Raw genomic sequence first — 26,605 nt, forward strand, 5'->3', positions numbered from 1 at the left:
CCGATGGTGGCGGTGAAGACGTCGCTACATGCGAACACCTAGCGAAAAAACGCCGCCGCACTTCACTTGCCGGTGCAGTCGCGATCGCTGTCTGCGCCGCGCGCTGCATCAAAACTCCAGATCCAAGGCGGCGCACAGATAATCGACAAACGGCGCCAGCACCACCAGATCCGCTTCGATGGTCTGACGCAGGCGTGGGCCGGTCATGATGGCGTCGTCGAGATGCCGCAGATAGGCCCAGTTGCGATGCTTGAGATCGTCGATGAACTCGAACTCGTTGGGAAAGCCGCGTGGCGCACGCACCAGTTTTTCGCTGTCGTCCAGCGCAAATTTGCGGCGCAGTTTGGGTTCGTATGCGGCCGCTTTCCAGTTGGCGGGATTGTCGAAAATGAACTGACGCAGCTTGCGCTGGGTATCCGGTTCCGGGTGCCACAGCCCCGCACCGACAAAGCTCTCGCCGGGCTGCAGATGCAGGTAGAACGAGGGCGCCGGCACCTGGCGGCGGCGCTCATGAAACAGGCGCGCACCTTGCCAGTTCTTGTACGGCGATTTGTCGTTGGAAAACCGCGCATCGCGGTAGATGCGAAACAGCGAACCGCCCTGGGTCTTGGGATCGGCGCGATAGTGTTCGCTGACCTCGGCCAATGCCGGCTGCAGGTCGGTGATGAGCTGCAAAAACGGCTGGCGCACGTGCGCCTCGTATTGATGCCGGTGGTCGTTGAACCAGGTCTTGTCGTTGTGGCGCGCCAATGCGCGCAGGAACTTGAAGCTGGCGTCGGAAAAATAGGTGGTCATAGCGTGCGTTGGAGGTCCGAACCCCAGGCGGCGAGCTGGTCGAGTAGGGCTTGCTTGGTAGCATCGTCGGGGTGAGCAAGCCGTAAATCCGCGATCTGCGTATGGAACTGGTCGAGCGTGACTTCGCCCAAACCACGGTCTTCTAGCAGGCGCTGACGGCGATACACGTTCCAGCGTTCCTGCTCTTCGAACGACAGCGTCTGCGGCCAGTTGCGCGCGCGGTAGCGGAACAGCAACTCGATCAGGCGCGGGTCGCGAAAGCGCGATTCCAGCGCACCCAGTTCGGCCGGCGCGCTGGCACGCACCTGCGCCAGCAGGCGCTTGTCGCCTTCGGCCAGGAAGCCGTCGTAGAGCGAGGCATCGGCGTCGTTGACCGCTGGTGCCGCAGCGCGCTCGTTGCCATACACCTGGCGCACTTTTTCGGCGAGCTCGGGGCCGAGTTCGCGCAGGCGCGCGGCTTTGGCCAACACCGCGTCGTGGTCGATGCCCAGGCGCTGGAAATCCGCTTCCCGCAAGTGTTGCCAGGCCACCAACGCCGGCGACTTGTTCAGATGCACTTCTTTCAGTGGAATGCGCTGCTCGCCTTCGGGCAGGTCGGCGGCGCGGATATACAACCGGTCGGCGATCTCATCCGGGCTCAGGCGCAACAGCACCTCCGGGTCGCCTTCCAGGTCGAACACGATCACGCGGCTGTCGATGCGCGGATGGCGCGTCAGCGGCAGCACTGCGGCGGCGCACATGCGCGAGGCGGGATAGCGCTGCGAAATATGCAGCACCGGCTGCATGGCGATGACATCCAGCAACGTCGCCGCAAAGCGCTTGTCGCGCAGACGCAGCGCGTACTCCCACAATTTCGGTTGATGTTGCTGGAATCTGCGCGCCATGCCGATGGTGGCGTACACGTCCGAGAGCGCTTCGTGCGCATCGCCTTCGCGCACCGCGTTGGCATCGGCCAGGTGTTCGAGCTTGAACGAGGTGGCGCCGTCTTCGCGCTGCGGCCAGACGATGCCGTCCGGGCGCAGGGCATGCACCAGCCGCAACACATCGAGCAGATCCCAACGCGAATTGCCGCCGCGCCACTCGCGCTCGTAGGGATCGTAGAAATTGCGGAACAGCCCGCAGCGCACGAACTCGTCGTCGAAGCGGATCGAGTTGTAGCCCAGCGTGCAGGTCTGCGGCCGGCTCATCTGTTCGGAAATGCGCGCAAACGCTTCGGCCTCGCTCACGCCTTCGCGCAGGGCGTGTTGCGGGGTGATGCCGGTGACCATGGTCGCGTACGGGGAGGGCAGCAGATCGTCGGCCGGCTGCACGTAGAAACTGATCGGTTCTTCGATCACGCGCAGTTGCGCATCGGTGCGCACGGCGGCGAACTGTGCGATGCGCGTGCGGCGCGGATCCTGGCCGAAGGTTTCCAGGTCGTAGAAGAGAAAGCTGTCAGGCATGCCGTATCAAATCCAGATCCGCGGCGCGCTGCGGAGGGCGCCGCCAGTGCTGGCTAGTATCTCTCATCCGCGTGCCGGCTCGCTGACGCCGGCCTGTGCGCGACGATCAGTGCGCGCCTTCCAGCGGCTGCAGACGCGCATGCACGACCACTTCCAGCGCGGCCCAGTCGATGCGCGACAGATCGGTGTGCCCGCGCGTGGCTTCGACCAGGATCTCGCGCTGGATCTCGCTGCGCGCCAGGGCGATCGAATAGCGCGTGCGCAGGAAGGTCACCATGGTGTAGTGCGGCACAAAACGGGTGGGCCAGCGTGCCTGCAGTTCCTGTTCCAGCGCGCGTTGCAGCAGGAACGCGGCATCGCCGACGCGGTTGCGCATTTCCAGGTAGTTTTCCAGCGCCATCTGCTGGATCGCCGCGGCATCGTCGCGGCGCGCCGCTTCGAACGCGGCAAACGCGGTTTCGAGATCGTCGTGCGCGTCCAGCTGCTCTGCCAATGCCACGCAGTCTTCGAAGGCGCAATTCATGCCCTGGCCGTGGAACGGCACCATCGCATGCGCGGCGTCGCCGATCAGCAAGGCGCGGCCGTCCAGATGCCAGCGGTCCAGCGTCAAGGTGCCGAGCAGCCCGGGCGGATGTTCTTCCCAATGCTCCTTGAGCTGCGGAATCAGCGGCAAGGCATCCGGGAAGTCGCGCGCGAACAAGGCCAGCGCTTCGTCGCCGGTACGCGTGGTGGCAAAGCTTGGCTCGCCCGTGTTGGGCAGAAACAGCGTGACGGTGAAGGTGCCGCCATCATTGGGCAGCGCGATGCACATGTAACGCCCGCGTGGCCAGATGTGCAGCGCGTTGCGTTCGATGCGGAAACCGCCGCCGGGCAGGGGCGGAATTTCCAGTTCCTTGTATGAGTGATCCAGAAATTCGATGCGCTCGCCCAATGGCGATTTGCGCTGCATCGCCGCGCGTAGCGCCGAGCCGGCGCCATCGCTGCCGATCAGGCTCTGGAAGTGGATCTCGTGCGGCTGGTCGTCGCGGTCGTCGATGAAACGCGCGTAGCCCGCATCGAAATCCACCGTGTGCAGGCGCCGATAAAAATGCACACGTGCACCGGCCTGTTCGGCCAGATCCAGCAACGCGACATTCAATGCGGCGCGGTGGATCGACCAGATCACTTCGCTGTCGTCGCGCCCGTAGCGTTGCAGCTGCGGCTCGCCAACCAGCGGATGCACCATGCGCCCGCGCATCATCACCGCCTTGGCCATTACTGCGTCTTCGGCGCCGGCCTGGCGTAGCGCGTGGCGGCCGCGTTCGGCCAGCGCCAGGTTGATCGAGCGGCCGGACTCGTAGCCCTTGATGCGCGGATCGCCGCGGCGCTCGTAGACGGTGACCTGCCAGCCGCGACGCGACAGCAGGATAGCCAGCAGGCAACCGGCCAGGCCGGCGCCGATCAGGGTCAGGGAACGAGGAGAGACTGCGCTCAATGCGGTATCCGGCAGCGGCCGGACGCGGGTGCCGGCGGAGAGGGAGAAAATGAAGCGGCTGGCAACAGCGCAAGCCGGTCAGCCAGGTGCGGGCTTGGAGTGTACGTGCGCGTGTGCCGGTTCCGGCTCACGCGCACACCTGTTCGATGGCACAGTCTGTGCCGTACGTGCTCAGGCGGCGGCCCAGGTTTCCACCTGCTCGACCAACCGGTGCAGATCGCAGAAGCGGTTGTACAGCGGCACCGGTGCGATGCGGATGACGTCCGGCTCGCGCCAGTCGCCAAGCACGCCGACCGACTGCAGATACTCGAACAGCGAGCGCCCTTGCGCGCGCCCGCCTGCCACCCGCAGCGACAGCTGGCAGCCACGCTGCGCAGGGGCGGCCGGGGTGACGATCTGCAGCACCTGCGGCACGCGTGCGTGGATCAACTGTTCCAGATGGCCGGTGAGCTGTTCGGATTTCGCACGCAACGCCGGCATGCCGGCCTGGTCGAACACATCAAGCGACGCACGCAGCGGGGCCAGCGCCAGTACCGGCGGATTGCTCAGCTGCCAGCCTTCGGCACCAGGCGAGGGCACGAACTGCGGGTCCATGCGGAAGCGGGTTTGCTGCTCGTGTCCCCACCAACCGGCCATGCGCGGCAGGTCGCTGTTGGCGTGGCGTTCGTGCACGAAACAACCGCCCACCGCACCGGGCCCTGCGTTGAGATATTTGTAGTGGCACCACACCGCGAAATCCACGCCATCGTCGTGCAGCGTCAGTGGGATATTGCCGACCGCATGCGCCAGATCGAAACCCACCGCGGCGCCTTGCGCGCGCGCCAAACGCGCGATCTCGCCCAGCGCGAAGGCCTGGCCGGTGCGGTACTGGATGCCGGGCCACAGCACCAACGCAAGACGCGGGCCATGCAATGCGATGGCTTCGGCAATCGCCGCCATCGACAAGGTACCGTTGGGCTCATCGGCTTCCACTTCGATCAGGTGCGTGGCCGGATCCAGCCCATGCAGGCGCAATTGCGATTCCACCGCATGGCGGTCAGAAGGAAACGCACCGGCTTCGATCAGGATCGCGCCGCGCTCGGGCGTGGGACGGTAAAAGCTGGCCATCATCAGATGCAGATTGACGCTCAGCGTGTTCATCGCAACGACTTCGCCGGGCAGTGCACCGACCACACGTGCCAGGCCATCACGCACCAATTGGTGATACGTCAGCCATTGCGTGGGGCCGGTGAAGTGGCCTTCCACCGCGAGTGCGCCCCACTGGTCGAGCACTTCGGCCACCATTGCGCGCGCGGCGCGCGGCTGCAGGCCCAGCGAATTGCCGACGAAATAGGTCTGATCCTGGCCGCCATGCTGCGGGAACACGAATGCATCGCGCAAGCGGCGCAGCGGGTCGGCGGCGTCCAGTGCATCGGCATGGGCGCGGGACAGCGGGTCGGTCATCGTCAAGGCTCGCAGCGCGGGTCGGTGAGCTCAGTTTACCCGCCGGCAGTGGGGGCGCCGTCATGCACGGCCGGTGCCTCTGCAGAGGCGCCGGTTGACGCTGGTCGGGCCGGGCGCAACAGATGGGTCAAGGTGCCGATGCTGTCGGTGATGCGGTCGATGGTGTCGGCCAATGCAGCGGTGGTGGGCGAGCTGTCGGGCAGCGCGGCCAACGCATCGGACAAACGGCGCTCGGCGCTGCGCAAGGTAGCCGCTGCGGGGATGCCGCCGTGGATCAGGCAGTCGATCAGGTCCGTCAGCGCCTGATCGGCCTGTTCCGCAAATGCGGGCAATGCCGCCAGCGTGGGTAAGGGGTGGCCATCGCGCAGCACCGCTTCCAGCGACAAGGTGGCGCGGATCAGCCGGTTGCCGTTGGCCAGCAGCGATTCGGCGAGTTTGAGTTCGTGCAGATTGCGCCGGCTGCGTGGCTCGCCGCGCAGCCGTTCGATCGAGGCCTGCGCATTGGTGCGTGCCACACGTGCGGCGGCACGGGTATCGCTTAAATCCTCCATCTGGCCGAGCAACAGATGGCGTAGATGATCACGATACGCGCTGAGCAGTTGCGCCAGCGATGCGCGGATATGCCGGCGTTCGCGCGTGGGCCACAACGCATAGGCGATCAACGCCCATGCGCTGCCGGCCACCGTCGCCTGCAGACGCGCACCGATGGCGTCGCCCGGCGCCACGCCTTCGAACGACAGCAACAGCACCAGCATGCCGGTCAGAAACGCGACACCGATACCGTAATTCACCTGCGTCAACAAGCGGAAACCCAGGCAAAACAGCGCCAGCAACGCCAGCCGGATGCTGGCGCCATCCATCGCAAAATGTGCGAGTAACGTGGCCACCAACAAGCCGACGAAGGTACCTGCCACGCGCAAGGCGCCGAAGCTGAAAGTGCCGCCGAAATCCGGCTTGAGCACGATGGCGGTGGTCATCGGAATCCAGAAGCCGTGCGGAATCTGCTGCCAACGCTGGAAGGCGATCGCCAGTGCCAGACACACGCCGCAACGCAATGCATGCCGAAACGCCACCGAGGACAGATCCAGATTTGCGCGCAAGGTGGCCAAGGTCGCCGCTGGCCGCAAGGCTGCCGGCAAGCGCGCTTCGGCCAACTGCGCCTGGATCTCGCCACGGCTGCTGGCCCAGTGCGCATTGCGGATCAGGGCGCGCAACTGACCGCCTAGGCCTTGCGCGCGCGCCACCGCCACACGCACCAGCCGGCGTTCGCGGGTATCGGCGTTGTCGTGCTGAAACTGCGCCAGGGCGGCGACCAGATCGTCGAAGCCGGTCATCGAGGCATCCGCCGCTGACGGGTCTTCGCCAACGGTCATGGCATGCGCGAGTTGTTCCAGCACGATGGCGCTGCGTTCGAGCACGCGTTCGATGGCCGGGCGCGCCTGCGAGTCGGTCAGGCGGGTGTCGGCATCGGCCAGCGACAGCAGCTCCAGCCGTACCCGATCGCAGAGCTCGGCAATGATGCGAAAGCTCTGCACGGCGATCGCGCGCGAGCGATGTTCGCCGTGCAGCATCACCATCGCATCGAGCACTTCCTGCGTTGCCGGTGGCGCTGCGCTGGCTTCCGGGCGCTGGCGTGCGATGCCTGCCAGCTGGCGCATCAGATCGGCCAGTGCGAAGCGTTCCGGGCGATAGCGTTGCAGCGGCCACGCGGCCAATGCCAGCACGACCTGAAGCAGGCCGCCGGCGAAGATCAAAGCGGCCACGCCCGGTGCCTGCGCGATCGGCAAGCGCATATCGGCACTGACCACCAGCAGGATCATGCTGGTCAGGCCCACGCGCGCGGCCACCGGGCCGAGTGCCACCAGCAGCCCGCCGCCCAGGCCGAGCAACAAGCCGGCGACCACCAGGGCAGGGGTGTTGTGGCCGACCCAGATGCCCAGCAACGCGGCCGCACCGGCGGCCAGCGCGGCCATCAACATGCGTTGCAGGCGCGCGCGATACGGGCCGGGCTGGTCGGTGAACATGGTGTTGAGCGCGCCGGTGCACACCGCCAGACCCGCAGCGACATGCCCGGTGGCTACGCCCACCGCCAGTGGCAGCACCACTGCGGCGGTGTTGCGGAGCGCGACACGCAGCGGCACGTCACGCGGTTTGAGGTCGATCAGTGCGCGCAGCATGGCATCGTTGGCAGTGCGTTCGAGCGGCATGCACGTCGCGCGTGTGCACGGATGACAGTTGCGCGGATGACAGACAGGCGTGTTGTTGGCCGGCGTGCAGTCGCTGCGTCGCCTGCCATTGCAACCTCGCCGCACGACGCGCGCAACGGCCACTGTCGTTCGAGCGCCGTCGAGCGCCTCCCGCTACGCGTGTTCTGCATCGTCACCCTTGGCGCCACTTACGCCTCAGTTGCGGCATAACGCTCGGGCGCCGGATGCACGTGCCCGCACTGGGTGCAGGTGCGCAGCGCAAGCGAGCGGTAAAAATGATCGAACACCGGCGGAAAATCGGTTTCGATGTTCTGCAGCGGAAACATCGCTTCGTATAGTTTGTGATTGCACTGCGGGCAATACCATTGCAGGCCGTCCTGCTCGTTGGGCAAGCGCTCGCGCTCGATCACCAGGCCGATCGAGCCGGCCGCGCGCTGCGGCGAGTGCGGCACCTTCGGTGGCAGTAGAAAGATTTCGCCGGCGCGGATTGGAATGTCGCGTGCCACGCCTTCGTCCTGCACCTTCAGCACCATCTCGCCTTCGAGCTGGAAGAACCACTCCGGGCCTTCATCGTAGTGATAGTCGGTGCGCGCGTTCGGCCCGCCGACGATCATGATGATGAAGCCGTCCTGCTGGATGCATTTGTTGCCCACCGGCGGTTTGAGCAGGTGGCGGTGTTGTTCGATCCAGGCATGCAGGTTGATCGGCGGGACCAGCATGGACGTTCCTCGGCAAAGAAGACCTCCAGCATAGCCAACCGACGGCGCCGATGGGCGCCACGGTGAGATGGTGTGCGAGTGCGACTCAGCGTTCGGTGTGATCGGCCTGAATCTGCGCCAGCGCCGTGTCGTAACGCTCCTGCAGCAGCTCGGAGCGGTCGATCGACATGCCCAGATCGTGCACGCGGCCATCGCGCAGGCTATAGACCCAGCCATGCACGCACAGCTCCTGGCCGCGCTCCCATGCATCGCGCACGATGGTGGTGCGGCAGACATTGACCACTTGCTCGAGCACGTTGAGCTCGCACAACCGCGCGTGCTGCGCCGGCAATTCACCGGCATCGTGCAGGCAGGCCTCGTGCTTGTCGGCCACATCGGTGACGTGGCGGATCCAGTTGTCGACCAGGCCCATGCGCTTCTGGGTGAGGCTGGCGAAGACGCCGCCGCAGCCGTAATGACCTACCACCAACACGTGCTTGACCTTGAGCACGTCCACCGCGAACTGGATCACCGACAGGCAATTCAGATCGGTGTGCACCACCACGTTGGCGATATTGCGGTGCACGAATACCTCGCCCGGCGCCATGTCGATGATCTGGTTGGCCGGCACGCGCGAATCCGAGCAGCCGATCCACAGATATTCCGGGGTCTGCTGGGTGGACAGCTTGGAGAAGAATTCCGGGTCTTCGCGACGGATGCGCTCGGACCAGGCCTGGTTGTTTGCGAGTAAATGGTTGAGCTCGTTCATGCGCGCAGTATTCCAGAGCAAAGAGGGCAGGGTGTGTTCGAGAGAGGAGCCATAAAGCGGTGGTGCAGAAATCGACTGTGTGCCGTGCCGGTTAGGCGGTGCCATTGCGTGCGCGTAAGGCATCGCGCATCAGCGTGGCCAGCTCGCGTGACTCGCTGGAGGCTTGTTGTTCCAGTGCATCGCTGACCGCAGCGACATTGCCGGCCGGATGGTTCTGACTGAGTTTGAAGGTAAGCTCGATGCGGCTGGGCACGAAGCGAAAACCGACCAGGCCGCGCAGTTGCCGGCGGTGGCTGTCGCGCTCCATCTCGAACAACCAATCGCTGCCCACACGCTGTTCGAAATGCGCGCTCATGCGGCCGATCAGATCGCCGACCTCCCGCTCATCGGTGATCTGGCTGCAACGGCCATGCAGATGCGCCACCGCGTAATTCCAGGTCGGCACGCGCGCGGCAGGCTCCTTGTCCAGATACCAGCTGGGCGACACGTAGGCGTGCGGTCCCTGCACCACGATCACCGCATCGCCGGGCTGGCGTGCCTGCGGGTTGGGGCGCGCCCAGTGGCCTTCGATGACAACTGCTTGGTCATCGCGCCGGTACAGCACCGGCAGATGCGTGATTGCCGGCTGGCCGTCCTCGCCCTGGCTGATCAGGGTGACGAACGGGTCGCGCGCGATCAGCCAGTCCAGCAAGGCCAGATCGGTCTGCACAAACGCACGTGGGGCGTACATGTCAGGCGCGGCCACCCAGGGTCACGACCATGCGTTCGCGCAGATCCGCATCGTCTTCGCCGCGCGGCGGCGAGACTTCGTTGAGCGAGAAACCGCGCATCAGCGCGTCTTCTTCGTCCAGCCCGTCGAGCGAGACGAATTCGGCATCGAACAAGGCCGCACGGGCGCTGTCTTCGCTGTCGTAGGGCAGCGTCTTGCCGTCGCTGTCCAGCACCTCGGCGGTGCCTGCCTCATTGACGCGCAGGCGTGCCCAGATCAGCGTGCGGCCGATCGTGGCCAGCCACCAGGAATCCTGTTCGCCCTGGGCAGTGTCTTCGTACGTGTTCATTGCATTACCTTGGAAAGCAGGCCGAGCAGGGCCGCCATGCCCAGGCCGAAAAAGATGGTGAGCAGCGACAGCCAGGCGGGAGTGGCCAAGCCGGACAGCGCGCTGTCGTGGTGGCTGCGGTAGCGCCGCGTCAGCAACCAGCGCAGCGCCGTGGGACTGATGAAGGCCGGGTCGCCGAAGCTGGCCAATGCCTCCGGGTGACGGTCGCGCATGTGTACCAGCGTCAGCGGCCAGAAGATCAGCAACGCGGTGAGCCCGGCCACTGCGACACCGACAAAACACAGTGCGAAGAACAGCGTCATGTGGAGTGCTCCTGGGGCGGGGCGTCGAAGCGGCAGATGCGTGCAGTGATGTGGGCCACGCACGTCTGCGTCCCTGGTGGACGGTGTCTGATCGCCAGGGACGCAGCAGTCGTCACATCAGAACTCGGCGCTGCCCGGCGCGCGCGGATACGGGATGGCGTCGCGGATATTGCTCAGCCCGCACACGTACACCACGAGCCGCTCGAACCCCAGGCCGAAGCCGGCATGCGGCACCGAGCCGTAGCGACGGAAATCGCGGTACCAGCTGTAGTGCTCCTTATCCAGGCCGAATTGCGCCATGCGTGCATCCAGTACATCCAGGCGCTCTTCGCGCTGGCTGCCGCCGATGATCTCGCCGATGCCCGGTGCCAGCACGTCCATCGCCGCGACGGTCTTGCCGTCGTCGTTCAGGCGCATGTAGAAGGCCTTGATGTGCTCTGGATAGTTGGTCACCACCACCGGACGGCCGATATGTTCTTCGGTCAGCCAGCGCTCGTGTTCGGTCTGCAGGTCCAGGCCCCATTCGACCGGGAAGTCGAACTTCTTGCCGGAGTTCTGCAGCAGCTTCACCGCCTCGGTGTAATCGATCTGCTCGAACGGCGCATTGATGAAGGCTTCCAGCTTGCTGATCGCGTTCTTGTCCACGCGCTCGGCCAAAAACGCCAGGTCGTCGCCGCGCTCGTCCAGCACCGCGCGGAACAGGTACTTGAGGAACTGCTCGGCCAGGCGCGCGTCCTCGGCCAGGTCGGCAAAAGCGATTTCCGGCTCGATCATCCAGAACTCGGCCAGATGGCGCGTGGTGTGACTGTTTTCGGCGCGGAAGGTGGGGCCGAAGGTGTAGACCTTGCTCAGCGCCAGGCAATACGCCTCCACGTTGAGCTGGCCGGACACGGTCAAGAAGGTCTCCTTGCCGAAGAAGTCGCGGCTGAAATCGACCTCGCCCTTCTCGTTGCGCGGCAGGTTGGCCATGTCCAGGGTCGAGACGCGGAACATCTGCCCGGCACCTTCGGCGTCGGACGTGGTCACGATCGGGGTGCTGATCCAGTTGAAGCCGTTCTGGTGGAAGAAGCGGTGCACCGCCTGCGCCAGGCAGTTGCGGATGCGGGTGACCGCGCCGAACAGATTGGTGCGCGGGCGCAGATGCGCTACCTCGCGCAGGAACTCCGGCGACATCGGCTTGGGCTGGATCGGGTAGGTCAACGGGTCCTCGACCCAGCCGACGATCTCGACACCGCTGGCCTGGATCTCGAACGACTGGCCCTTGCCCTGCGACTTGACCAGCACGCCCTTGGCGATCAGCGAGCAGCCGCTGGTCAGGCGCTTGACCTCGTCGAAATTGGGCAGGGTGTCATTCGCCACCACCTGGATCGGAGCGAAGCACGAGCCATCGGTCACGTTGATGAAGGCCAGTCCGGCAGATCCGCGCAGCGTGCGCACCCACCCCCGTACCGTGACTTCGCCGCCTTCGGGGAGCTTCCCCGCAAGCGCATGTTCAACGCTGACCACCGTCATGACTTGTCCTCGCCGTAGCGACTTTGAATGGTCTGCGAGTTTACTGGCTGCGGGCGCGCTGGCGCGAGCATCTGAACCGCTTGCGGGTCGAGGTGCTTGTCGCAGGCCTGCTGTGCCCCCATTTGAGGGAGGTGCCGCAGCTGAGGGCGCCGCCGAAGGTGTTGCGGCCTCGCTATACTTGCCACCATTGTTTTTCGGAGCACCTCCCATGGCCATCAGCCTCACCCCCGCCGCGCTGGAGCGCGTGCAGCGTTTCGTGCAGCAGACCCCGGGGACGCTGGGCCTGCGCTTCGGCGTGACCAAGACCGGTTGCTCCGGCTGGGGCCACATCACCGACCTGGCGCGCGACCAGCGCGATGACGACGCAGTGTTCGAGCAGGACGGCGTGCGCATCTTCGTCGACCCCACCAGCCTGCCGCTGGTCGATGGCACCTGCATCGACTTCGGCAAGCACGGTCTCAGCGAGACCTTCACCTTCAGCAACCCTAACGCCACTGCCGAGTGTGGGTGTGGGGAGAGCTTCACGACGGCAGCCGAGCACCGCTGATCCCTTCTCCCCTCGGGAGAAGGTGCCCGAAGGGCGGATGAGGGTACGAGCGAAGCCTCGCGTGGTTGAACGACACGAGTGGCTTTGCCCCGTACCCTCACCCCAACCCCTCTCCCGGCGGGAGAGGGGCTTAAGCAGTCGCTGCGCAGACATCACATTCGTACGCTTGGTCGTCGGCCCAGGCGGTTGCGGCTAAGCACCTGAACTGCCATACTTTCCTGCTTCCTACCCGGTTCTGGGCAGGAATCCTTGCTCCACCGGCCGCCTTGCGCGGTTCACCGGGGAGCTGTCCGGCCCACGTGGCCACATCCGAAAGGTAATAACAAACATGAGTCGTCATTACGAAGTCGTGTTCCTGGTCCATCCGGACCAGAGCGAGCAGGTCCCGGCCATGATCGAGCGCTACAAGTCGCTGATCGAGGGCGGTAACGGCACCATCCACCGTCTGGAAGACTGGGGCCGTCGTCAGCTGGCTTACCCGATCCAGAACCTGGTGAAGGCGCACTACGTGCTGCTCAACATCGAAGTCGACCAGGCCGTGCTGAGCGAGCTGGTGGAAAGCTTCCGCTTCAACGATGCGGTGCTGCGTCACCTGGTCGTCAAGCGCGATGGCCCGGACACCGAGCAGTCGCTGATCATGAAGAGCAAGGACGAGAAGGGCGACAAGCCCGAGCGTAGCGAGCGTCGTCGTCGTGATGACGATGAGGGCGATGCTGCACCTGCCGCCACCGATACCGACGGCGACAACGCCGAAGCCGCTTAAGGAGCGCTGTCATGTCCAAGTTCTTCCGTCGTCGCAAGTTCTGCAAGTTCACCGCCGAAGGCGTGAAAGAGATCGATTACAAGGATCTCAACACCCTGCGTCAGTACCTCACCGAGAACGGCAAGATCGTGCCGAGCCGCGTGACCGGTACCAAGTCCAAGTACCAGCGTCAGCTGGCTACGGCCGTCAAGCGCTCGCGTTTCCTGGCGTTGATTCCGTACACGGACAATCACGACGTCTAATCCGAGTCCCTCGGAAGAGCCCGCACATCCATGTGCGGGTTATTAAAATATAGAGGCCGGTCATTCGAGATGCGGTGTTGATCGTGCTCTTGCGATTCCCAAATCCCGATTCCCGAATCCCCGTCTTTTCGGACAGCAAACGTTGCGTCGGCCAAAGCGCCGGCGCTAACGAATAACGGAGCACCACCATGGATCTGATTCTTCTGCAGAAAGTGACCAACCTGGGCAACCTGGGCGACAAGGTCAGCGTCAAGCCGGGTTACGGCCGCAATTTCCTCGTGCCGCAGGGCAAGGCCGTTCCGGCCACTGCTGCCAACGTGGAAGCGTTCGAAACCAAGCGTGCCGATTACGAAGCCAAGGCCAACAGCATTCTGGCCGATGCACAGAGCCGCGCCAGCAAGTTCGAAGGCGCGAGCGTCACCATCGGTGCGCATGCGTCCACCGAAGGCAAGCTGTACGGCTCGGTCGGCCCGCGCGACATCGCCGAGGCGTTCACCGCCGCCGGCCTGCCGCTGGAAAAGAGCGAAGTGATCCTGGGCGAAGGCGCATTCCGCAATGTCGGCGAGTACGACGTTGTGCTGCACCTGCACGCCGATGTGGAAACCTCGGTCAAGGTCATCGTCGAATCCGACGCCTGATCCACGCCGCACGCTGTATCCGAAGGGCGCCTTGTTAGGCGCCCTTCGTCTTTATGGCGCCGCCGCCAGCGATGGCCGGCCCGTTATACTCATGCTCCATTGCCGGTTCCACGGCCTGCTGATCTTATGGATCAAGGGTTTAGGGACTGGCTTCACAGGAAAAAGCGCCTGCCGGCTTCGTCCGCGCGGTGCCCGGAACCTCCAGTCCCATGCGCCTGTCCACGATCAAACTGTCCGGTTTCAAGTCGTTCGTCGACCCGACCACGTTGCATCTGCCCACCAACATGACCGGCATCGTCGGGCCCAATGGTTGCGGCAAGTCCAACATCATCGATGCGGTACGCTGGGTGATGGGCGAAAGCTCGGCCAGCCGCCTGCGCGGCGACTCGCTGACCGACGTGATCTTCTCCGGTTCCTCGGCGCGCAAGCCGGTGTCGCAGGCGACGGTGGAGCTGATCTTCGACAACTCCGATCACACCATCACCGGCGAGTTTGCCTCGTTCAACGAGATCTCGGTCAAGCGACTGGTCAGCCGCGACGGCACCAGTGCGTATTACCTCAACGGCACCAAATGCCGACGCCGCGACATCACCGACCTGTTCCTGGGTACGGGTCTGGGTCCGCGCAGCTACTCGATCATCGAGCAGGGCATGATCAGCCAGATCATCGAGGCGCGCCCGGAAGACCTGCGCGTGTATCTGGAAGAGGCCGCCGGCATTTCCAAGTACAAGGAACGCCGCAAGGAAACCGAAACACGCATTCGCCACACTCGCGAAAATCTCGATCGCCTGGGCGATCTGCGCGAAGAAATCACCAAGCAGCTGGCGCATCTGCAGCGCCAGGCGCGCCAGGCCGAGCAGTACCAGGCCCTGCAGGAAGAGCGCCGGATCAAGGACGCCGAATGGAAGGCGCTGGAATACCGCGGCCTGGATGGCCGGTTGCAGGGCCTGCGCGAAAAATTGAATCAGGAAGAGACCCGCCTGCAGCAGCTGATCGCCGAACAGCGCGATGCCGAAGCGCGGATCGAAACCGGCCGCGTGCGTCGCGAGGAAGCCGCCGAAGCGGTGGCCAAGGCGCAGGCCGATGTCTATCAGGTCGGTGGTGCATTGGCGCGCATCGAGCAGCAGATCCAGCATCAGCGCGAGCTCTCGCATCGCCTGCACAAGGCACGCGATGAGGCGCAGAGCCAGCTGCAGGAACTGACCCAGCACATCAGCGGTGACTCGGCCAGATTGGCGGTGCTGCGCGAGGCAGTGGACGCGGCCGAACCGCAGCTGGAACAACTGCGCGAAGACCACGAATTCCGCCAGGAATCGCTACGCGAAGCCGAAGCGCGCCTGGCCGACTGGCAGCAGCGCTGGGAAACCCACAACCGCGACACCGGAGAAGCCTCGCGTGCCGGCGAAGTGGAGCGCACGCGTGTCGATTATCTCGATCGCCAGTCGCTGGAAGCCGACCGCCGCCGCGAAGCATTGGTCAACGAGCGCGCCGGGCTGGATCTGGATGCGCTGGCCGAAGCGTTCGAGCAGATCGAGCTGCGGCATGAAACGCAAAAGACCTCGCTGGACGGGCTGACCGAGCAGGTCGAAGCGCGCAAGCACGCGCTTGGAGGGCTGCAGGAACAGCAACGGGCCAGCCAGGGCGAACTGGCCGAAGTACGCAAGCAGGCGCAGGCCGCGCGTGGTCGGCTGTCGTCGCTGGAAACCCTGCAGCAGGCCGCGCTCGGTCAGGAGCAGGGCGCGGCGGTGGCATGGCTGAAATCGCGCGGGCTGGATTCGGCCGCGCGTGTCGGCGAACGCATCACGGTCGAAAGCGGCTGGGAAAATGCGGTCGAAGGTGCGTTGGGGCAATTGATCGAAGGCGTGCTGGTGGATGCGCCGGAGCAACTGGTCGACGCGCTGGGCGAGTTGGGCGACGGCCGCATCGCGCTGGTGTCCAATGCCAGCGACAACGCCACCTTCGCACCGACCTCGCTGGCGGCCAAGGTGCAGGGGCCGATCGCGATCCGTCGCCTGCTCGCGCGCCTGCATGCGGCCGAGGATCTGGATGCCGCACGCACGCTGCAGCGCAGCCTGCCCGAGGGCGATTCGGTCATCACCCGCAATGGCGAGCGGCTGGGCGAGGGCTGGGTGCGCGTGTCGCGTTCCGGTGCCGCCAAGCAGGGCGCCTTGTTGCGCGAGCGCGAGATTCAAGAATTACGCGCGCAGATCGAAACCTTGCAGGAGCGCGAAGCCGACCTTGAGCAGCGCCTGGGCAGCTTCCGCGAGCAGTTGCTGGCTGCCGAGCAGCAACGCGAAGATGCGCAGCGTCAGTTGTACATGGCGCACCGCAGCGTCTCCGAGCTGGCCGGTCAGCTGCAGAGTCAGCAAGGCAAGGTCGATGCCGCACGCACGCGCATCGAACGCATCGAAAGCGAGTTGTCGCAGCTGCTGGAAACGCTGGACACCAGCCGCGAGCAGGCACGCGAAGCGCGCGCCAAACTCGAAGACGCGGTGACCCTCATGGGCGATCTGCAGGGCACCCGCGCGGCTTTGGAAAACGAACGCCGTCAGCTCACCGATGCGCGCGACCAGGCCCGCGACGCCGCACGTGGCGTGCGCGATGCGATGCACGCACTGGCACTCACGCTGGAATCGCAGCGCACGCAAATCACCTCGCTCAGTCAGACGCTGGAGCGCATGGACAGCCAGCGCGGCCAGCTCGATACGCGCCTGGAAGATCTGGTCGCCCAGCTCAGCGAAGGCGATTCGCCGGTGGAAACGCTGGAGCACGAGCATCAGGCCGCCTTGAGCGAGCGTGTGCGCACCGAGCGCGTACTGAGCGAAGCGCGCACCATGCTGGAGAGTGTTGACGGCGAACTGCGCAGCTACGAACAGACCCGTCAGCAGCGCGACGAACAGGCACTGGGCCAGCGCGAGCGCATCTCGCAGCGCAAGCTCGATCAGCAAGCCCTGGTACTCAGCGCCGAACAGCTGGAGGCTGCGGTGGTGAAGGCCGGCTTCGTGCTCGAAGACGTGGTCAACGGCTTGCCCGAATCGGCCAATCTGGCCGAGTGGGAAGCAGCGGTCGGTCAGATCGATGGGCGCATGCGGCGGCTGGAACCGGTCAACCTGGCCGCGATCCAGGAATACGGCGAAGCGGCGCAACGCTCGGAATATCTCGACGCGCAAAACCTGGATCTCAACACCGCGCTGGAAACCCTGGAAGAGGCGATCCGCAAGATCGACCGCGAAACCCGCGGCCGTTTCAAGGACACCTTCGACCGCGTCAATTCCGGCGTGCAGGCGCTGTATCCGCGGCTGTTCGGCGGCGGGCATGCCTATCTGGAACTTACCGGCGAAGATCTGCTCGACACCGGCGTGACCATCATGGCGCGCCCGCCGGGCAAGCGCGTGTCCAGCATCTCGCTGCTGTCTGGTGGCGAAAAGGCGATGACCGCGGTGGCGCTGGTGTTTGCGATCTTCCAACTCAATCCCGCGCCGTTCTGCCTGCTCGACGAGGTCGACGCGCCGCTGGACGAAGCCAATGTCGGCCGTCTGGCCAACATGGTTCGGGAAATGAGCGAGAAAGTGCAGTTCCTGTTCGTCAGCCACAACAAGGCGACGATGGAGGCCGCGCGTCAGCTCTCCGGCGTGACCATGCGCGAGCCGGGCGTCAGCCGTCTGGTCAGCGTTGACCTGGAAGAAGCCGCACGTTTGGCGGGTGCGGCATGACGTGCCATGCTTGTTGGAATATCGACACCTGTCACTCTTATGCGGAGGCACGCTGAATGTCCGACATGGCCATGATCCGGATCGGGATCCTGATCGCTGGACTGCTGCTGGTCGCGGCCATCTTTCTGTTTGGTCGCCCGAAAAAATCGCCGCAAGGGCGCCGGGTCGACAAGGACGACGGGCAGCCGCGCGAACGCCGCGAGCCGGTGATTTCCGGCGAGCCGGGCGTGGAGGGCGACCCGTTCGAGCGCACTGAAGGTGCCGAGCAGAGCGAACTCAATCTGGACGATGCAGATGCGGCCGGCGGCAACGATGTCGGCAAGCGTCCGAACCAGGACTTCGACAAGATCGTCTCGCTGTTCGTCGCGGCCAAGGCCGGGCAGGTGCTGCGTGGCGAAGACGTGGTGGTGGCTGCCGAGAAAACCGGGTTGGTGTTCGGCCACATGAATGTCTTCCACCGCTTGGTGGAAGGGCACCCAGAGCGCGGGCCGATCTTCAGCATGGCCAGCATCCTCAAGCCCGGCAGTTTCGACATGGCCAACATCCGCGAGATGCAGACCCCGGCGATTGCGTTTTTCCTCACGCTGCCGGCGCCGATGACTGCGCTGGATGCCTGGGAAAAAATGCTGCCAACCGTGCAGCGCATGGCCGAACTGCTCGATGGCGTGGTGCTGGACGACAGCCGCAATGCGCTGGGCCGTCAACGTGTGGCGCATATCCGCGACGAACTGCGTGCTTACGACCGCCAGCATCAGGCGCCGCCGCTGACCAAGTCGCCGCGCTGGTAAGTTGAGCGATGTTGAGCCTGCAGGGCGTGTTGGCAGTCGCGTTGTTGCTGGTGCTGTGGGCGATATTGGCGATGCCGTTGTTGTGGATCTTTACAAGGATCGCCGCACGCCTGCGCAAGCGCCCGCGTCGTTCGCCCTGGCTTGAGTACGGTTTTGCAGCTGCAATCACGCTGCTTGTTGCGCCAGTGCCGACGCCCTTCATCAGCGTGTTGATGCCGCATGCCATCGCGCTGCTGGATCGCCGTTACTACACGCACCTCCTGCAAGGCCCGCCGATGCTGCGCGAGCTATTGCTATGGAACGCCAGCTCGATGGCATTGACCTTTGTGATTAGCTACCTCTGGCTCCGGCGCACGCTGCGCGCTCCGGAGCCAGAGGCGTTGGATCAGTAGGAATCCAAAGCCCCTCTCCCGACGGGGCGAGAAGGCGCGACTTTCGCGCCGCAGGTGCGCATGCCTTGGAGTGCCCGCGCTCGAGCCGCAGGCGCAGGGGTCGGGGCAAGGACGAAGCTCTCGTGCAGCCGGGCAACGCCGGGCTTCGCGCGTACCCTCATCCGCCCCTTGGGGGCACCTTCTCCCGAGGGGAGAAGGGAATAACGCAGTACGCACTCAGAGCAGCGTCATGCAATGCGACTGATTAAAGCCCCTCTCCTGCGGGAGAGGGTTGGGGTGAGGGTACGGGGCGAAGCCCTCGTGCAACCGGACAACACTAGGCTTCGCACGTACCCTCATCCGCCCCTTCGGGGCACCTTCTCCCGAAGGGAGAAGGGTAAGCGCTTCGCTTTACTACGCGATCAGCGTTTCGCCTTGGCAAACGCCTCGCGAAAACGCAGCATCTCTGCCTCGGTGCCGACGCTTACGCGCACGCGCTTGGGCCAGATCGGCCAGCTGCGGCCGACGATGACGCCCTGTTTCTGCATCGAATCGGCGAACACGCTGGCGTCGCGCTTGACGTCGAGCAGGAAGCAGTTGGCCTGCGTGGGCAGGCAGGTGTAGCCCTTGGTCTTGAGCCAGGCGATGGTGTCGTCGCGCACGCGCGCATTTTCCGCGCGACGGGTCTGCACCAGTTGCGGGTCGCGCAGGCTGGCGATGCCGGCGGCCATTGCCGGGACCGACAACGGGTTGCTACCCAAGCTGGCGAGCTTGGTCTGCAGCCCCGGCGGCGCCAACGCAGCGCCCAGGCGCAGGCCGGCCATGCCGTAGAGCTTGGAGAAGCTGCGCAACACGATCAGGTCCTGGCGCTGACGCACCAGATCGGCCACCGACGGCTCGTTGCTGTAATGGATGTAGGCTTCGTCGACCACCAGCACCGCGCTGGCCGGCTTGTTGGTCAGCAGCCACTCGATCTCGGCACGCGGGGTGATGGCGCCGGTGGCGTTGCCGGGGTTGCATAGATAGATCAGGCCGGCGGTTGGGTCGGCCTTGGCCATCGCCTTGACGTCGTGCGCGCCATCGGCCCGCAGCGGCACCTTGCGCACCGGCACGCCGCGCGCGTTTGCGCTGTCGACGATGGGATCGAAGCTCGGGTCGGCCACCACCAGCCCGGCACGGGCCGAGGTGAACAGGCTGCCGGCACGATTCAATGCGTCCCTGGAACCGGGAAAACAACGCCAGATGGTCGCCTGGCAGCTGCAACTCGCCAGTCATCAGATTGCGCAGGTCCTGCTCCATCTCGAACAGGTAGCGGCCCGAATGCGCCAGCGAGCGCGTCGCGGCATCCAGCGCGGCCGGCGCCGGCCCGAGTGGATGCTCGTTGAGGTTGAGATACACCGCACCGGCGGCCGGCGCCACGCTGGGCGTTGCCGCTGCGGCTGCGCGCTTGCGGGCTGCCTCGGCGGCGGGTGCCAGTCCCAGTGCGGACACCGCCACGCCAACGCTGGCGAGGCTGAGAAACGAACGGCGCGAGACGGGCAACGACACGGGTGAACTCCAGACGGGTGGGCGGCAGAGGGCGCCACGCTATCGGGTTTGTGCTTGTCTGCCTATCGGGAAATACCCGTAGGGCTTGCTGTCGACGGCGGCTGCGTGGTCGCGGCAGTGGCCGGGCCAGCTCTTGCGCATCGGCACGGCCCGTTAGAATAGGCGGCCCCTCAAGCCAGCCCAGCGATCGTATGACTGTCAGCCCGGATCCCGCGCAGCGTGTCGACGCCCTGCGTCATCGTCTCGAGGACGCCAACTACCGGTATCACGTGCTCGACGAGCCGCAGATGGCCGACGTCGACTACGACCGCCTGATGCGCGAACTGGAGGCGTTGGAGGCCACGCATCCGCAGCTGGCCAGCGCCGATTCGCCAACCCAGCGCGTCGGCCATCTGGCTGCCTCGCGCTTTGCCGAAGTGCGGCATGCCTTGCCGATGTTGTCGCTGGGCAATGCCTTCAGCGATGAGGAAGTGGCCGAGTTCGTGCGGCGCATCAGCGAGCGGCTCGAGGTCAAGCAGCCGCTGTTTTCTGCCGAGCCCAAGCTCGATGGTCTGGCGATCAGCCTGCGCTACGAAAACGGCGAGTTCGTGCAGGGCGCCACGCGTGGCGACGGCGCCACCGGCGAGGATGTCAGCGCCAACCTGCGCACCGTCAAGGCGATTCCGCTGCGTCTGCGTGGCGAAGGGTGGCCACAAATTCTGGAAGTGCGCGGCGAGGTGTATATGCCGCGCGCCGCATTCGAAACCTACAACGCGCAGATGCGGCTGCATGGCGGCAAGGTATTGGCCAACCCGCGCAACGGCGCCGCCGGTTCGCTGCGGCAGCTGGATGCGCGTATTACCGCGCAGCGCCCGCTGAGTTTCTTCGCGTATGGCGTGGGCGAAGTGAGCGAAGGCGCATTGCCGCAGACCCATTCGGCGATCCTGGCGCAGCTGCGCGAATGGGGGTTCCCGGTCAGCGCCCTGGTCGAGGTAGTGCATGGCAGCGACGGGCTGTTGGCGTATTACCAACGCATTGGTGCCGCGCGCGACGGGCTGCCATTCGATATCGATGGCGTGGTCTACAAGCTCGACGATCTGGCCGGGCAGCGTGAGATGGGCTTTGTCTCACGCGCGCCGCGTTGGGCGATTGCGCATAAATTCCCGGCGCAGGAGCAGTCCACCACGGTGGAGGCGATCGAGATCCAGATCGGCCGTACCGGTGCGGCCACGCCGGTGGCGCGCCTGAAGCCGGTGCATGTGGCCGGGGTGATCGTCACCAACGCCACGCTGCACAACGCCGACCAGATCGCGCGGCTGGATGTGCGCGTGGGCGATACGGTGATCGTGCGGCGTGCCGGCGATGTGATTCCGGAAGTGGCTGGTGTTGTCGCCGATCAACGGCCACCCGGCACGCAGCCATGGCAGATGCCCACGCAATGCCCGGTATGCGGCTCGGAGATCGTGCGCGAGGAGGGCGAGGCGGTATGGCGTTGCTCCGGCGAGCTGACCTGCCCGGCGCAGCGCAAGGAAGCGTTCCGGCATTTCGTCTCGCGCCGCGCGATGGATGTCGATGGCCTGGGCGAAAAATTCATCGAGGTGCTGGTCGACAGCGGCGTGGTGCAGGGCGTGGCCGATCTGTATTTGCTCAGCGTGGATCAGCTGCTGCAGTTGCGCCTGATCAGCACCGCCGAAAGTCCGCACGCCTTCTTGCGCGAGGCGCGCGAGCATCTGGCCACCGGTGCGTATGCGCAGCTGGAAAACACGGTAGTCAGTATCGGTGTGGATCTGGCCGGCGAGCGCGAGGCGCCGCAGACCTGGCAGGCCGATCTATTGCGCGCCGGCCTGCCGCCCTTTGACTGGAACCGCAAGAAGATCGCCACCAAGTGGGCGGAAAACCTGATCGAGGCGATTGAAAAATCGCGGGACACCACGCTCGAACGTTTCCTGTTTGCGCTGGGCATCGAGCATGTCGGTGAAAGTACGGCCAAGGCGTTGTCGGCCTGGTTCGGCGATCTGGAGTTGATCCGCCACCTGCCGTGGCCGCTGTTCAAGCGCGTGCCGGATATCGGTGGCGAGGTGGCACGCTCGCTCGGGCACTTCCTGGATCAGCCCGGCAATCAGCAGGCCATCGACGATCTGCTGCAACGTGGCGTGCGCATTGGCGATGCACATCCGCCTTCGCCCAAGCTGCGCGACGCGCTGAGTTTTGCCAGCGTGCTGGAAGACATGGATATCCCCAAGGTGACGCCGGTGCGTGCGCAGCAACTGGCCGCCGCGGTGGACTCGTTCGATGCGTTGCGCAGCGCCGGTGCCGATGCCTTGCTGCAGGCCGGCGTGCCTGCGGCGGTCGTCGCCTCGGTGCAGCAATGGCTGGAGCGGCCGGAAAACGCGGCCTTGGCCAGCGCCGCGCAGCAGGCGATGGAAACGGTGCTCTCGCGCCTGCCCGAAGCCGATGCGCTGCAGACCGGCCCGCTCGACGGCCAGACCGTGGTCATCACCGGCACCTTGGCCGCATTGACGCGCGATGCCGCCAAGCAGCGCCTGGAAGCGCTGGGCGCGAAAGTCGCCGGCAGCGTCTCCAAGAAAACCGCGTTTCTGGTGGCTGGCGAAGAAGCCGGTTCCAAGCTCGACAAGGCGCAGTCGCTGGGCGTGGACATCTGGGATGAGGCGCGGCTGCTGGCGTTTCTCGGCGAGCACGGCCAACAGCCATGAGGGCGACGCAGATCGATCTGGCCGCGTTGCAGTTACGCGCGCGGCTCAATGCGCTGATCCGCGCGTTCTTCGCCGAGCGTGGCGTGCTGGAAGTGGAAACGCCGGTGCTCTCGGAGGCCGGCAACACCGAGCCGAATATCGACAGTTTCAGCACGCGTTTCAGCGGGCATGTGGATGCCGGCGCAGCGGTACGTTGGCTGCGCACCTCGCCGGAGTATCCGCTCAAGCGCCTGCTCGCGGCCGGGGTGGGCGATTGCTACGAGCTGGGGCGGGTGTTCCGCAATGGCGAAGCCGGCGGCCGCCACAATCCCGAGTTCAGCATGCTCGAGTGGTACCGGGTGGGCTGGGACGATCGCGCCTTGGCGCAGGAGACCATCGCGTTGGTGCAGCAGGCGCTTGCGTTGGTCCAGCGCCAGGCGCGCGTGCAGGTGCTGAGCTATCGCGACCTGTTCCTGCAGCAGTTGGGTATCGACCCGTTGCTCGATCCGATCGAAACGCTACGCACGCCGTTGCACGACATCGCCATCGATCCGCACGGCCTGACCCGCGACGACTGGCTGGATCTGCTGATGACCCATCGCATCCAGCCCAGCTTTGCCAACGACACGCTGACCGTGGTGCACGACTGGCCGGCCAGCCAATGCGCATTGGCGCGCATCCGCCACGACAGCCCGCCGGTGGCCGAACGCTTCGAGCTGTATCTGGGTGCTTACGAGGTGGCCAACGGGTATCACGAGCTCAACGATGCGCAGGAGCAACGTGCACGTTTCCTGCGCGACAACGCGGTGCGTGCCGCGCGCGGGGTGCAGCAGTTGCCATTGGATGAACGCCTGCTCGCGGTGTTGTCGCAGCTACCCGATTGTGCCGGTGTGGCGGTCGGCGTCGACCGCTTGTTGATGGCCTTGCGTGGCACCGCGCAGATAGCGGATGTGCTCGCGTTCGAGTTCGCCCGCGCCTAGCGCCGGCGCAGCCTGCTCGGGCCGTGCCGCCGACTCCATGGCGTATCGCAGGCACGAAGTGCCATCCAGTTGTCATCGGCACCGTATTGCTTTCTTCACATCGATGATGCTCTCATCCTCACGTCCACGGGGGCGCGGCGCAGAGTGTGTTTGGGTGAGGAGTGTCGGCATGAAGTGGCTGGTCAGCTTATGCGGTTTGTGGTGCTTGCCGCTGCTGATGCTCGCCGATGCGCGTGCCTCGGATCGCGCCTCCGGCGTGGTGCGCTGCGAGTCCAAGGACATGGCTCGTACGCACTGTGCGATGGATACCGAACACGGCGTGCAACTGGTGCGCCAGCTGTCCGAAACCAGTTGTATTCGCGGCAGCGAGTGGGATGTGGAACGCGACGGCGTGTGGGTCGAGCAGGGCTGCCGTGCGGAGTTTGCCTCTGCGCGCGCGCCAGCCTCGCCGCAGATGCGCCGGGTGGTGCGCTGCGACTCCAACGGCGGCAAAGTGGCCTGTCCGGTGATCCTGCGCGGTGCGCCAGTCCGCTTGTTGCGTCAACGCTCGATGTGGCCGTGCAAGGAGGGCCGCACGTGGGGCACCCGCCGTAACGAAATCTGGGTGTCACGCGGTTGCGATGGCGAGTTCGAAGTCGGTGCCGAAGATGGTTCCGGCTTTGTGGCCGTGCCGCGCATGGTCACCTGCGAGTCGAAGAAGAGCTCGCGCCGCACCTGTGGGGTGTCGGTGGAGCGCCAGGTGCGTCTGGGCCGGCAGATCTCCAAAAAAGAATGCGTGGAAGGCCAGACCTGGGGCTGGAGCCGCGATGGGGTGTGGGTGAACGACGGCTGCCGTGCCGAGTTCATCGTCGACTGAGCGGCTGACGAACCTGCTGCGTATTGGTCTATTGCAGAGCGGTGGATCTTGGCTTTCGCTGCACAGGGCGGCTGATCTGCGGTTTGGCTGCAGGGCCCTTGCCCGCCCACCATCGCGGGACACGCTGCAAGTACGTCCTTGTAAGCTCTTACGCGGCATCCATGCCGCGTAAGGTCCCGCGACGGTGAGCGGGCAAGGACCGTGGAGACGGTCGGTGTGCATGCTTGCAAGCAAAGCATGGTGTGTTGTTTGGATAACACCGCGACGGATCAGCTTCACAGCGCAACGCGATCGACGGGCAGGTTTCAACAAAGCAACCGGCAAACTTCCTGGTGCGGTGCCCTCGCCGATTGCGGGACCGTGTGGCGGCATGGATGCCGCCACCGAGCCTACATGGACGTACTTGCGGCGTGTCCCGCGAGCGGCGAGGGCACCGCGCGCTCGACCAACCAGGCTTTTGCGCCTGATGCATTGCTGCGCTCGGACGACGGGCTGAGCAATGCCGGTCCACTGACTGGGCTGCCCGCGCGCCTTACAATAGCGCCATGAACGACAGCGCCCACATCGATTACGCCCGCTACGACCACATCCGCCCACTGCTGTGGACCGGCGATGCCCTGGAATTGCTCGACCAACGCAAGCTGCCCTTCGTTGTGGAGCATGTGCGTTGCGAGAGCAGCGATGCGGTGGCCGAGGCGATCCATTCGCTGGCGGTGCGCGGTGCCCCGGCGATCGGGATTGCGGCCGGCTGGGGCGTGGTGCTGGCGGCGCGCGACATTACTGCCGATGACGGCAGCGCGGCATTGCAGAAGCTCGAACCGGCGCTGTTGCGGCTCAATGCCGCGCGTCCGACCGCGGTCAATCTGGCCTGGGCGCTGATGCGCATGCGTCGCGTGCTGGGCGCTGCCGGCGCCGACTGGCGCGCGGTGATCGCGCGCGAGGCGCAGGCCATCGCCGATGAAGATCTGGCAGCCAATCGGCACATGGGCGCACTCGGCGCTGCGCTGATCGCGCCGGGTAGTGGCGTGCTGACCCACTGCAATACCGGCTCGCTGGCCACCGCCGGCTTCGGCACCGCGCTTGGCGTGATCCGTGCCGGCATGGCGCAGCAGCGCATCGGCAAGGTGTTTGCCGGCGAGACCCGCCCGTGGTTGCAGGGCGCGCGCCTGACCGTGTGGGAGCTGCAGCAGGATGGCATCGACGCGACCTTGATTGCCGATTCGGCCGCCTCGCACCTGATGAAATCCGGCCTGGTGCAATGGGTGATCGTCGGCGCCGACCGCATCTGCGCCAATGGCGATACCGCCAACAAGATCGGCACCTATCAGCTGGCGATCGCCGCGCGCCACCACGGCGTCAAGTTCATGGTGGTGGCGCCGTCGTCGACGGTGGATATGGCGACCGCCAGCGGCGATCAGATCGAGATCGAGCAGCGCGACCCGGGCGAATTGTTCGGGGTGGGCGGGGTCAGAACGGTGGCCGATGGCATCCATGCCTGGAACCCGGTGTTCGACGTCACCCCCGGCAGCTTGATCGATGCGATCGTCACCGAGCGCGGGGTGATTGCGCAGCCCGACCTGGCGCAGATGCAGGCCGCATTCGGCGCCTGAGCCCGGCGCGGTGCGATAACGCTGCCAACACCGCGCAAACGCCCTGCAAGTGCTTGTTTCTGGCTGGTAAACCGGCGGCATCGGGCTGCCCCTTCGTGGTACAATCCGGGGCTTGAATCGATCGGCGGGAGCGTGGGGCCGGCAGCCTGTTATAGGGTGCTCCCCGACGCGGCTTTC

The 26,605-nt window shown here is 65.3% G+C and carries 22 protein-coding genes and 1 pseudogene; 11 read left to right on the plus strand and 12 right to left on the minus strand.

Annotation, left to right across the window (positions count from 1 at the left end):
• Window positions 1-108 precede the first annotated feature (108 nt).
• From FFY45_RS15000 to asnS, 11 genes are all read right to left on the minus strand, one after another.
• Window positions 109-795 carry a DUF2461 domain-containing protein gene (locus FFY45_RS15000; protein WP_176341029.1) on the minus strand — a complete coding sequence of 229 codons (687 nt, stop codon included), beginning with the start codon at window positions 793-795 and terminating at the stop codon, window positions 109-111.
• Window positions 792-2,237: an exodeoxyribonuclease I gene (sbcB, locus tag FFY45_RS15005; RefSeq protein WP_176341030.1), complete on the minus strand. Its 1,446-nt coding sequence runs from the start codon at window positions 2,235-2,237 to the stop codon at window positions 792-794. Before sbcB ends, FFY45_RS15000 begins: the two co-directional genes overlap by 4 nt.
• A gap of 106 nt (window positions 2,238-2,343) precedes the next feature.
• Window positions 2,344-3,711: an FAD-dependent oxidoreductase gene (locus FFY45_RS15010; protein WP_176341031.1), complete on the minus strand. Its 1,368-nt coding sequence runs from the start codon at window positions 3,709-3,711 to the stop codon at window positions 2,344-2,346.
• Between the two features lie 171 nt (window positions 3,712-3,882).
• Complete coding sequence (kynU, locus tag FFY45_RS15015; protein WP_176341032.1) at window positions 3,883-5,154, minus strand: kynureninase; 1,272 nt, start codon at window positions 5,152-5,154, stop codon at window positions 3,883-3,885.
• 35 nt (window positions 5,155-5,189) lie between these two features.
• A complete protein-coding gene (locus tag FFY45_RS15020) occupies window positions 5,190-7,331 on the minus strand; it encodes an FUSC family protein (protein WP_176341077.1) in 2,142 nt (713 codons plus the stop codon).
• A 218-nt stretch (window positions 7,332-7,549) separates the two neighbouring features.
• Window positions 7,550-8,080, minus strand: a complete 531-nt coding sequence (locus tag FFY45_RS15025; RefSeq protein ID WP_176341033.1) for a 3-hydroxyanthranilate 3,4-dioxygenase — start codon at window positions 8,078-8,080, stop codon at window positions 7,550-7,552.
• Window positions 8,081-8,165: 85 nt separating this feature from the next.
• Window positions 8,166-8,828, minus strand: coding sequence for a carbonate dehydratase (gene can, locus FFY45_RS15030; RefSeq protein ID WP_176341034.1), 663 nt, complete (start codon window positions 8,826-8,828; stop codon window positions 8,166-8,168).
• Between the two features lie 91 nt (window positions 8,829-8,919).
• Window positions 8,920-9,558: an FMN-binding negative transcriptional regulator gene (locus tag FFY45_RS15035; protein ID WP_176341035.1), complete on the minus strand. Its 639-nt coding sequence runs from the start codon at window positions 9,556-9,558 to the stop codon at window positions 8,920-8,922.
• A 1-nt stretch (window position 9,559) separates the two neighbouring features.
• Window positions 9,560-9,886, minus strand: a complete 327-nt coding sequence (locus tag FFY45_RS15040; protein ID WP_006451590.1) for a hypothetical protein — start codon at window positions 9,884-9,886, stop codon at window positions 9,560-9,562.
• The gene (locus FFY45_RS15045; protein WP_115038144.1) at window positions 9,883-10,188 is read right to left on the minus strand and encodes a hypothetical protein; all 306 of its coding nucleotides are present in this window, start codon (window positions 10,186-10,188) and stop codon (window positions 9,883-9,885) included. The genes FFY45_RS15040 and FFY45_RS15045 overlap by 4 nt, the downstream gene beginning before the upstream one ends.
• A 117-nt stretch (window positions 10,189-10,305) precedes the next feature.
• Window positions 10,306-11,700: an asparagine--tRNA ligase gene (gene asnS, locus FFY45_RS15050; RefSeq protein ID WP_074057727.1), complete on the minus strand. Its 1,395-nt coding sequence runs from the start codon at window positions 11,698-11,700 to the stop codon at window positions 10,306-10,308.
• Between the two features lie 208 nt (window positions 11,701-11,908).
• Between asnS and FFY45_RS15055 the strand changes: the two genes are divergently transcribed.
• From FFY45_RS15055 to FFY45_RS15085, 7 genes are all read left to right on the plus strand, one after another.
• Window positions 11,909-12,247 carry a HesB/IscA family protein gene (locus tag FFY45_RS15055; RefSeq protein ID WP_006451586.1) on the plus strand — a complete coding sequence of 113 codons (339 nt, stop codon included), beginning with the start codon at window positions 11,909-11,911 and terminating at the stop codon, window positions 12,245-12,247.
• 328 nt (window positions 12,248-12,575) lie between these two features.
• Window positions 12,576-13,010, plus strand: coding sequence for a 30S ribosomal protein S6 (rpsF, locus tag FFY45_RS15060; protein ID WP_006451585.1), 435 nt, complete (start codon window positions 12,576-12,578; stop codon window positions 13,008-13,010).
• Window positions 13,011-13,021: 11 nt separating this feature from the next.
• On the plus strand, window positions 13,022-13,252 hold the full coding sequence (rpsR, locus tag FFY45_RS15065) for a 30S ribosomal protein S18 (protein ID WP_005991243.1): 231 nt from the start codon (window positions 13,022-13,024) through the stop codon (window positions 13,250-13,252).
• 188 nt (window positions 13,253-13,440) lie between these two features.
• Window positions 13,441-13,890: a 50S ribosomal protein L9 gene (gene rplI, locus FFY45_RS15070; protein ID WP_176341036.1), complete on the plus strand. Its 450-nt coding sequence runs from the start codon at window positions 13,441-13,443 to the stop codon at window positions 13,888-13,890.
• 209 nt (window positions 13,891-14,099) lie between these two features.
• Window positions 14,100-17,603, plus strand: a complete 3,504-nt coding sequence (smc, locus tag FFY45_RS15075) for a chromosome segregation protein SMC (protein ID WP_176341037.1) — start codon at window positions 14,100-14,102, stop codon at window positions 17,601-17,603.
• A 56-nt stretch (window positions 17,604-17,659) separates the two neighbouring features.
• Window positions 17,660-18,391: a cell division protein ZipA gene (gene zipA / locus FFY45_RS15080; RefSeq protein ID WP_006451582.1), complete on the plus strand. Its 732-nt coding sequence runs from the start codon at window positions 17,660-17,662 to the stop codon at window positions 18,389-18,391.
• 8 nt (window positions 18,392-18,399) lie between these two features.
• Window positions 18,400-18,783 (plus strand): hypothetical protein, encoded by a 384-nt coding sequence (locus FFY45_RS15085; RefSeq protein ID WP_176341038.1) that lies wholly within the window; start codon window positions 18,400-18,402, stop codon window positions 18,781-18,783.
• 401 nt (window positions 18,784-19,184) lie between these two features.
• Here FFY45_RS15085 and FFY45_RS15090 read toward each other — a convergent pair.
• Window positions 19,185-20,310: pseudogene (locus FFY45_RS15090) on the minus strand (pyridoxal phosphate-dependent aminotransferase).
• A 191-nt stretch (window positions 20,311-20,501) separates the two neighbouring features.
• Here FFY45_RS15090 and ligA point away from each other — a divergent pair.
• The 4 genes from ligA to mtnA all read left to right on the plus strand — a co-directional run bounded on the left by ligA (window position 20,502) and on the right by mtnA (window position 26,428).
• Window positions 20,502-23,003 (plus strand): NAD-dependent DNA ligase LigA, encoded by a 2,502-nt coding sequence (gene ligA / locus FFY45_RS15095; protein WP_176341039.1) that lies wholly within the window; start codon window positions 20,502-20,504, stop codon window positions 23,001-23,003.
• Window positions 23,000-23,962, plus strand: coding sequence for an EF-P lysine aminoacylase EpmA (epmA, locus tag FFY45_RS15100; protein ID WP_176341040.1), 963 nt, complete (start codon window positions 23,000-23,002; stop codon window positions 23,960-23,962). The genes ligA and epmA overlap by 4 nt, the downstream gene beginning before the upstream one ends.
• A 169-nt stretch (window positions 23,963-24,131) precedes the next feature.
• Entirely contained in the window at window positions 24,132-24,818 is a 687-nt protein-coding gene (locus FFY45_RS15105) for a DUF3011 domain-containing protein (RefSeq protein WP_176341041.1), read from the plus strand.
• 545 nt (window positions 24,819-25,363) lie between these two features.
• Window positions 25,364-26,428 carry an S-methyl-5-thioribose-1-phosphate isomerase gene (mtnA, locus tag FFY45_RS15110; protein ID WP_176341042.1) on the plus strand — a complete coding sequence of 355 codons (1,065 nt, stop codon included), beginning with the start codon at window positions 25,364-25,366 and terminating at the stop codon, window positions 26,426-26,428.
• The last annotated feature ends 177 nt before the right edge of the window (window positions 26,429-26,605 follow it).

This window comes from Xanthomonas hortorum (assembly GCF_011305375.1).
Lineage (GTDB): Bacteria > Pseudomonadota > Gammaproteobacteria > Xanthomonadales > Xanthomonadaceae > Xanthomonas > Xanthomonas hortorum_E.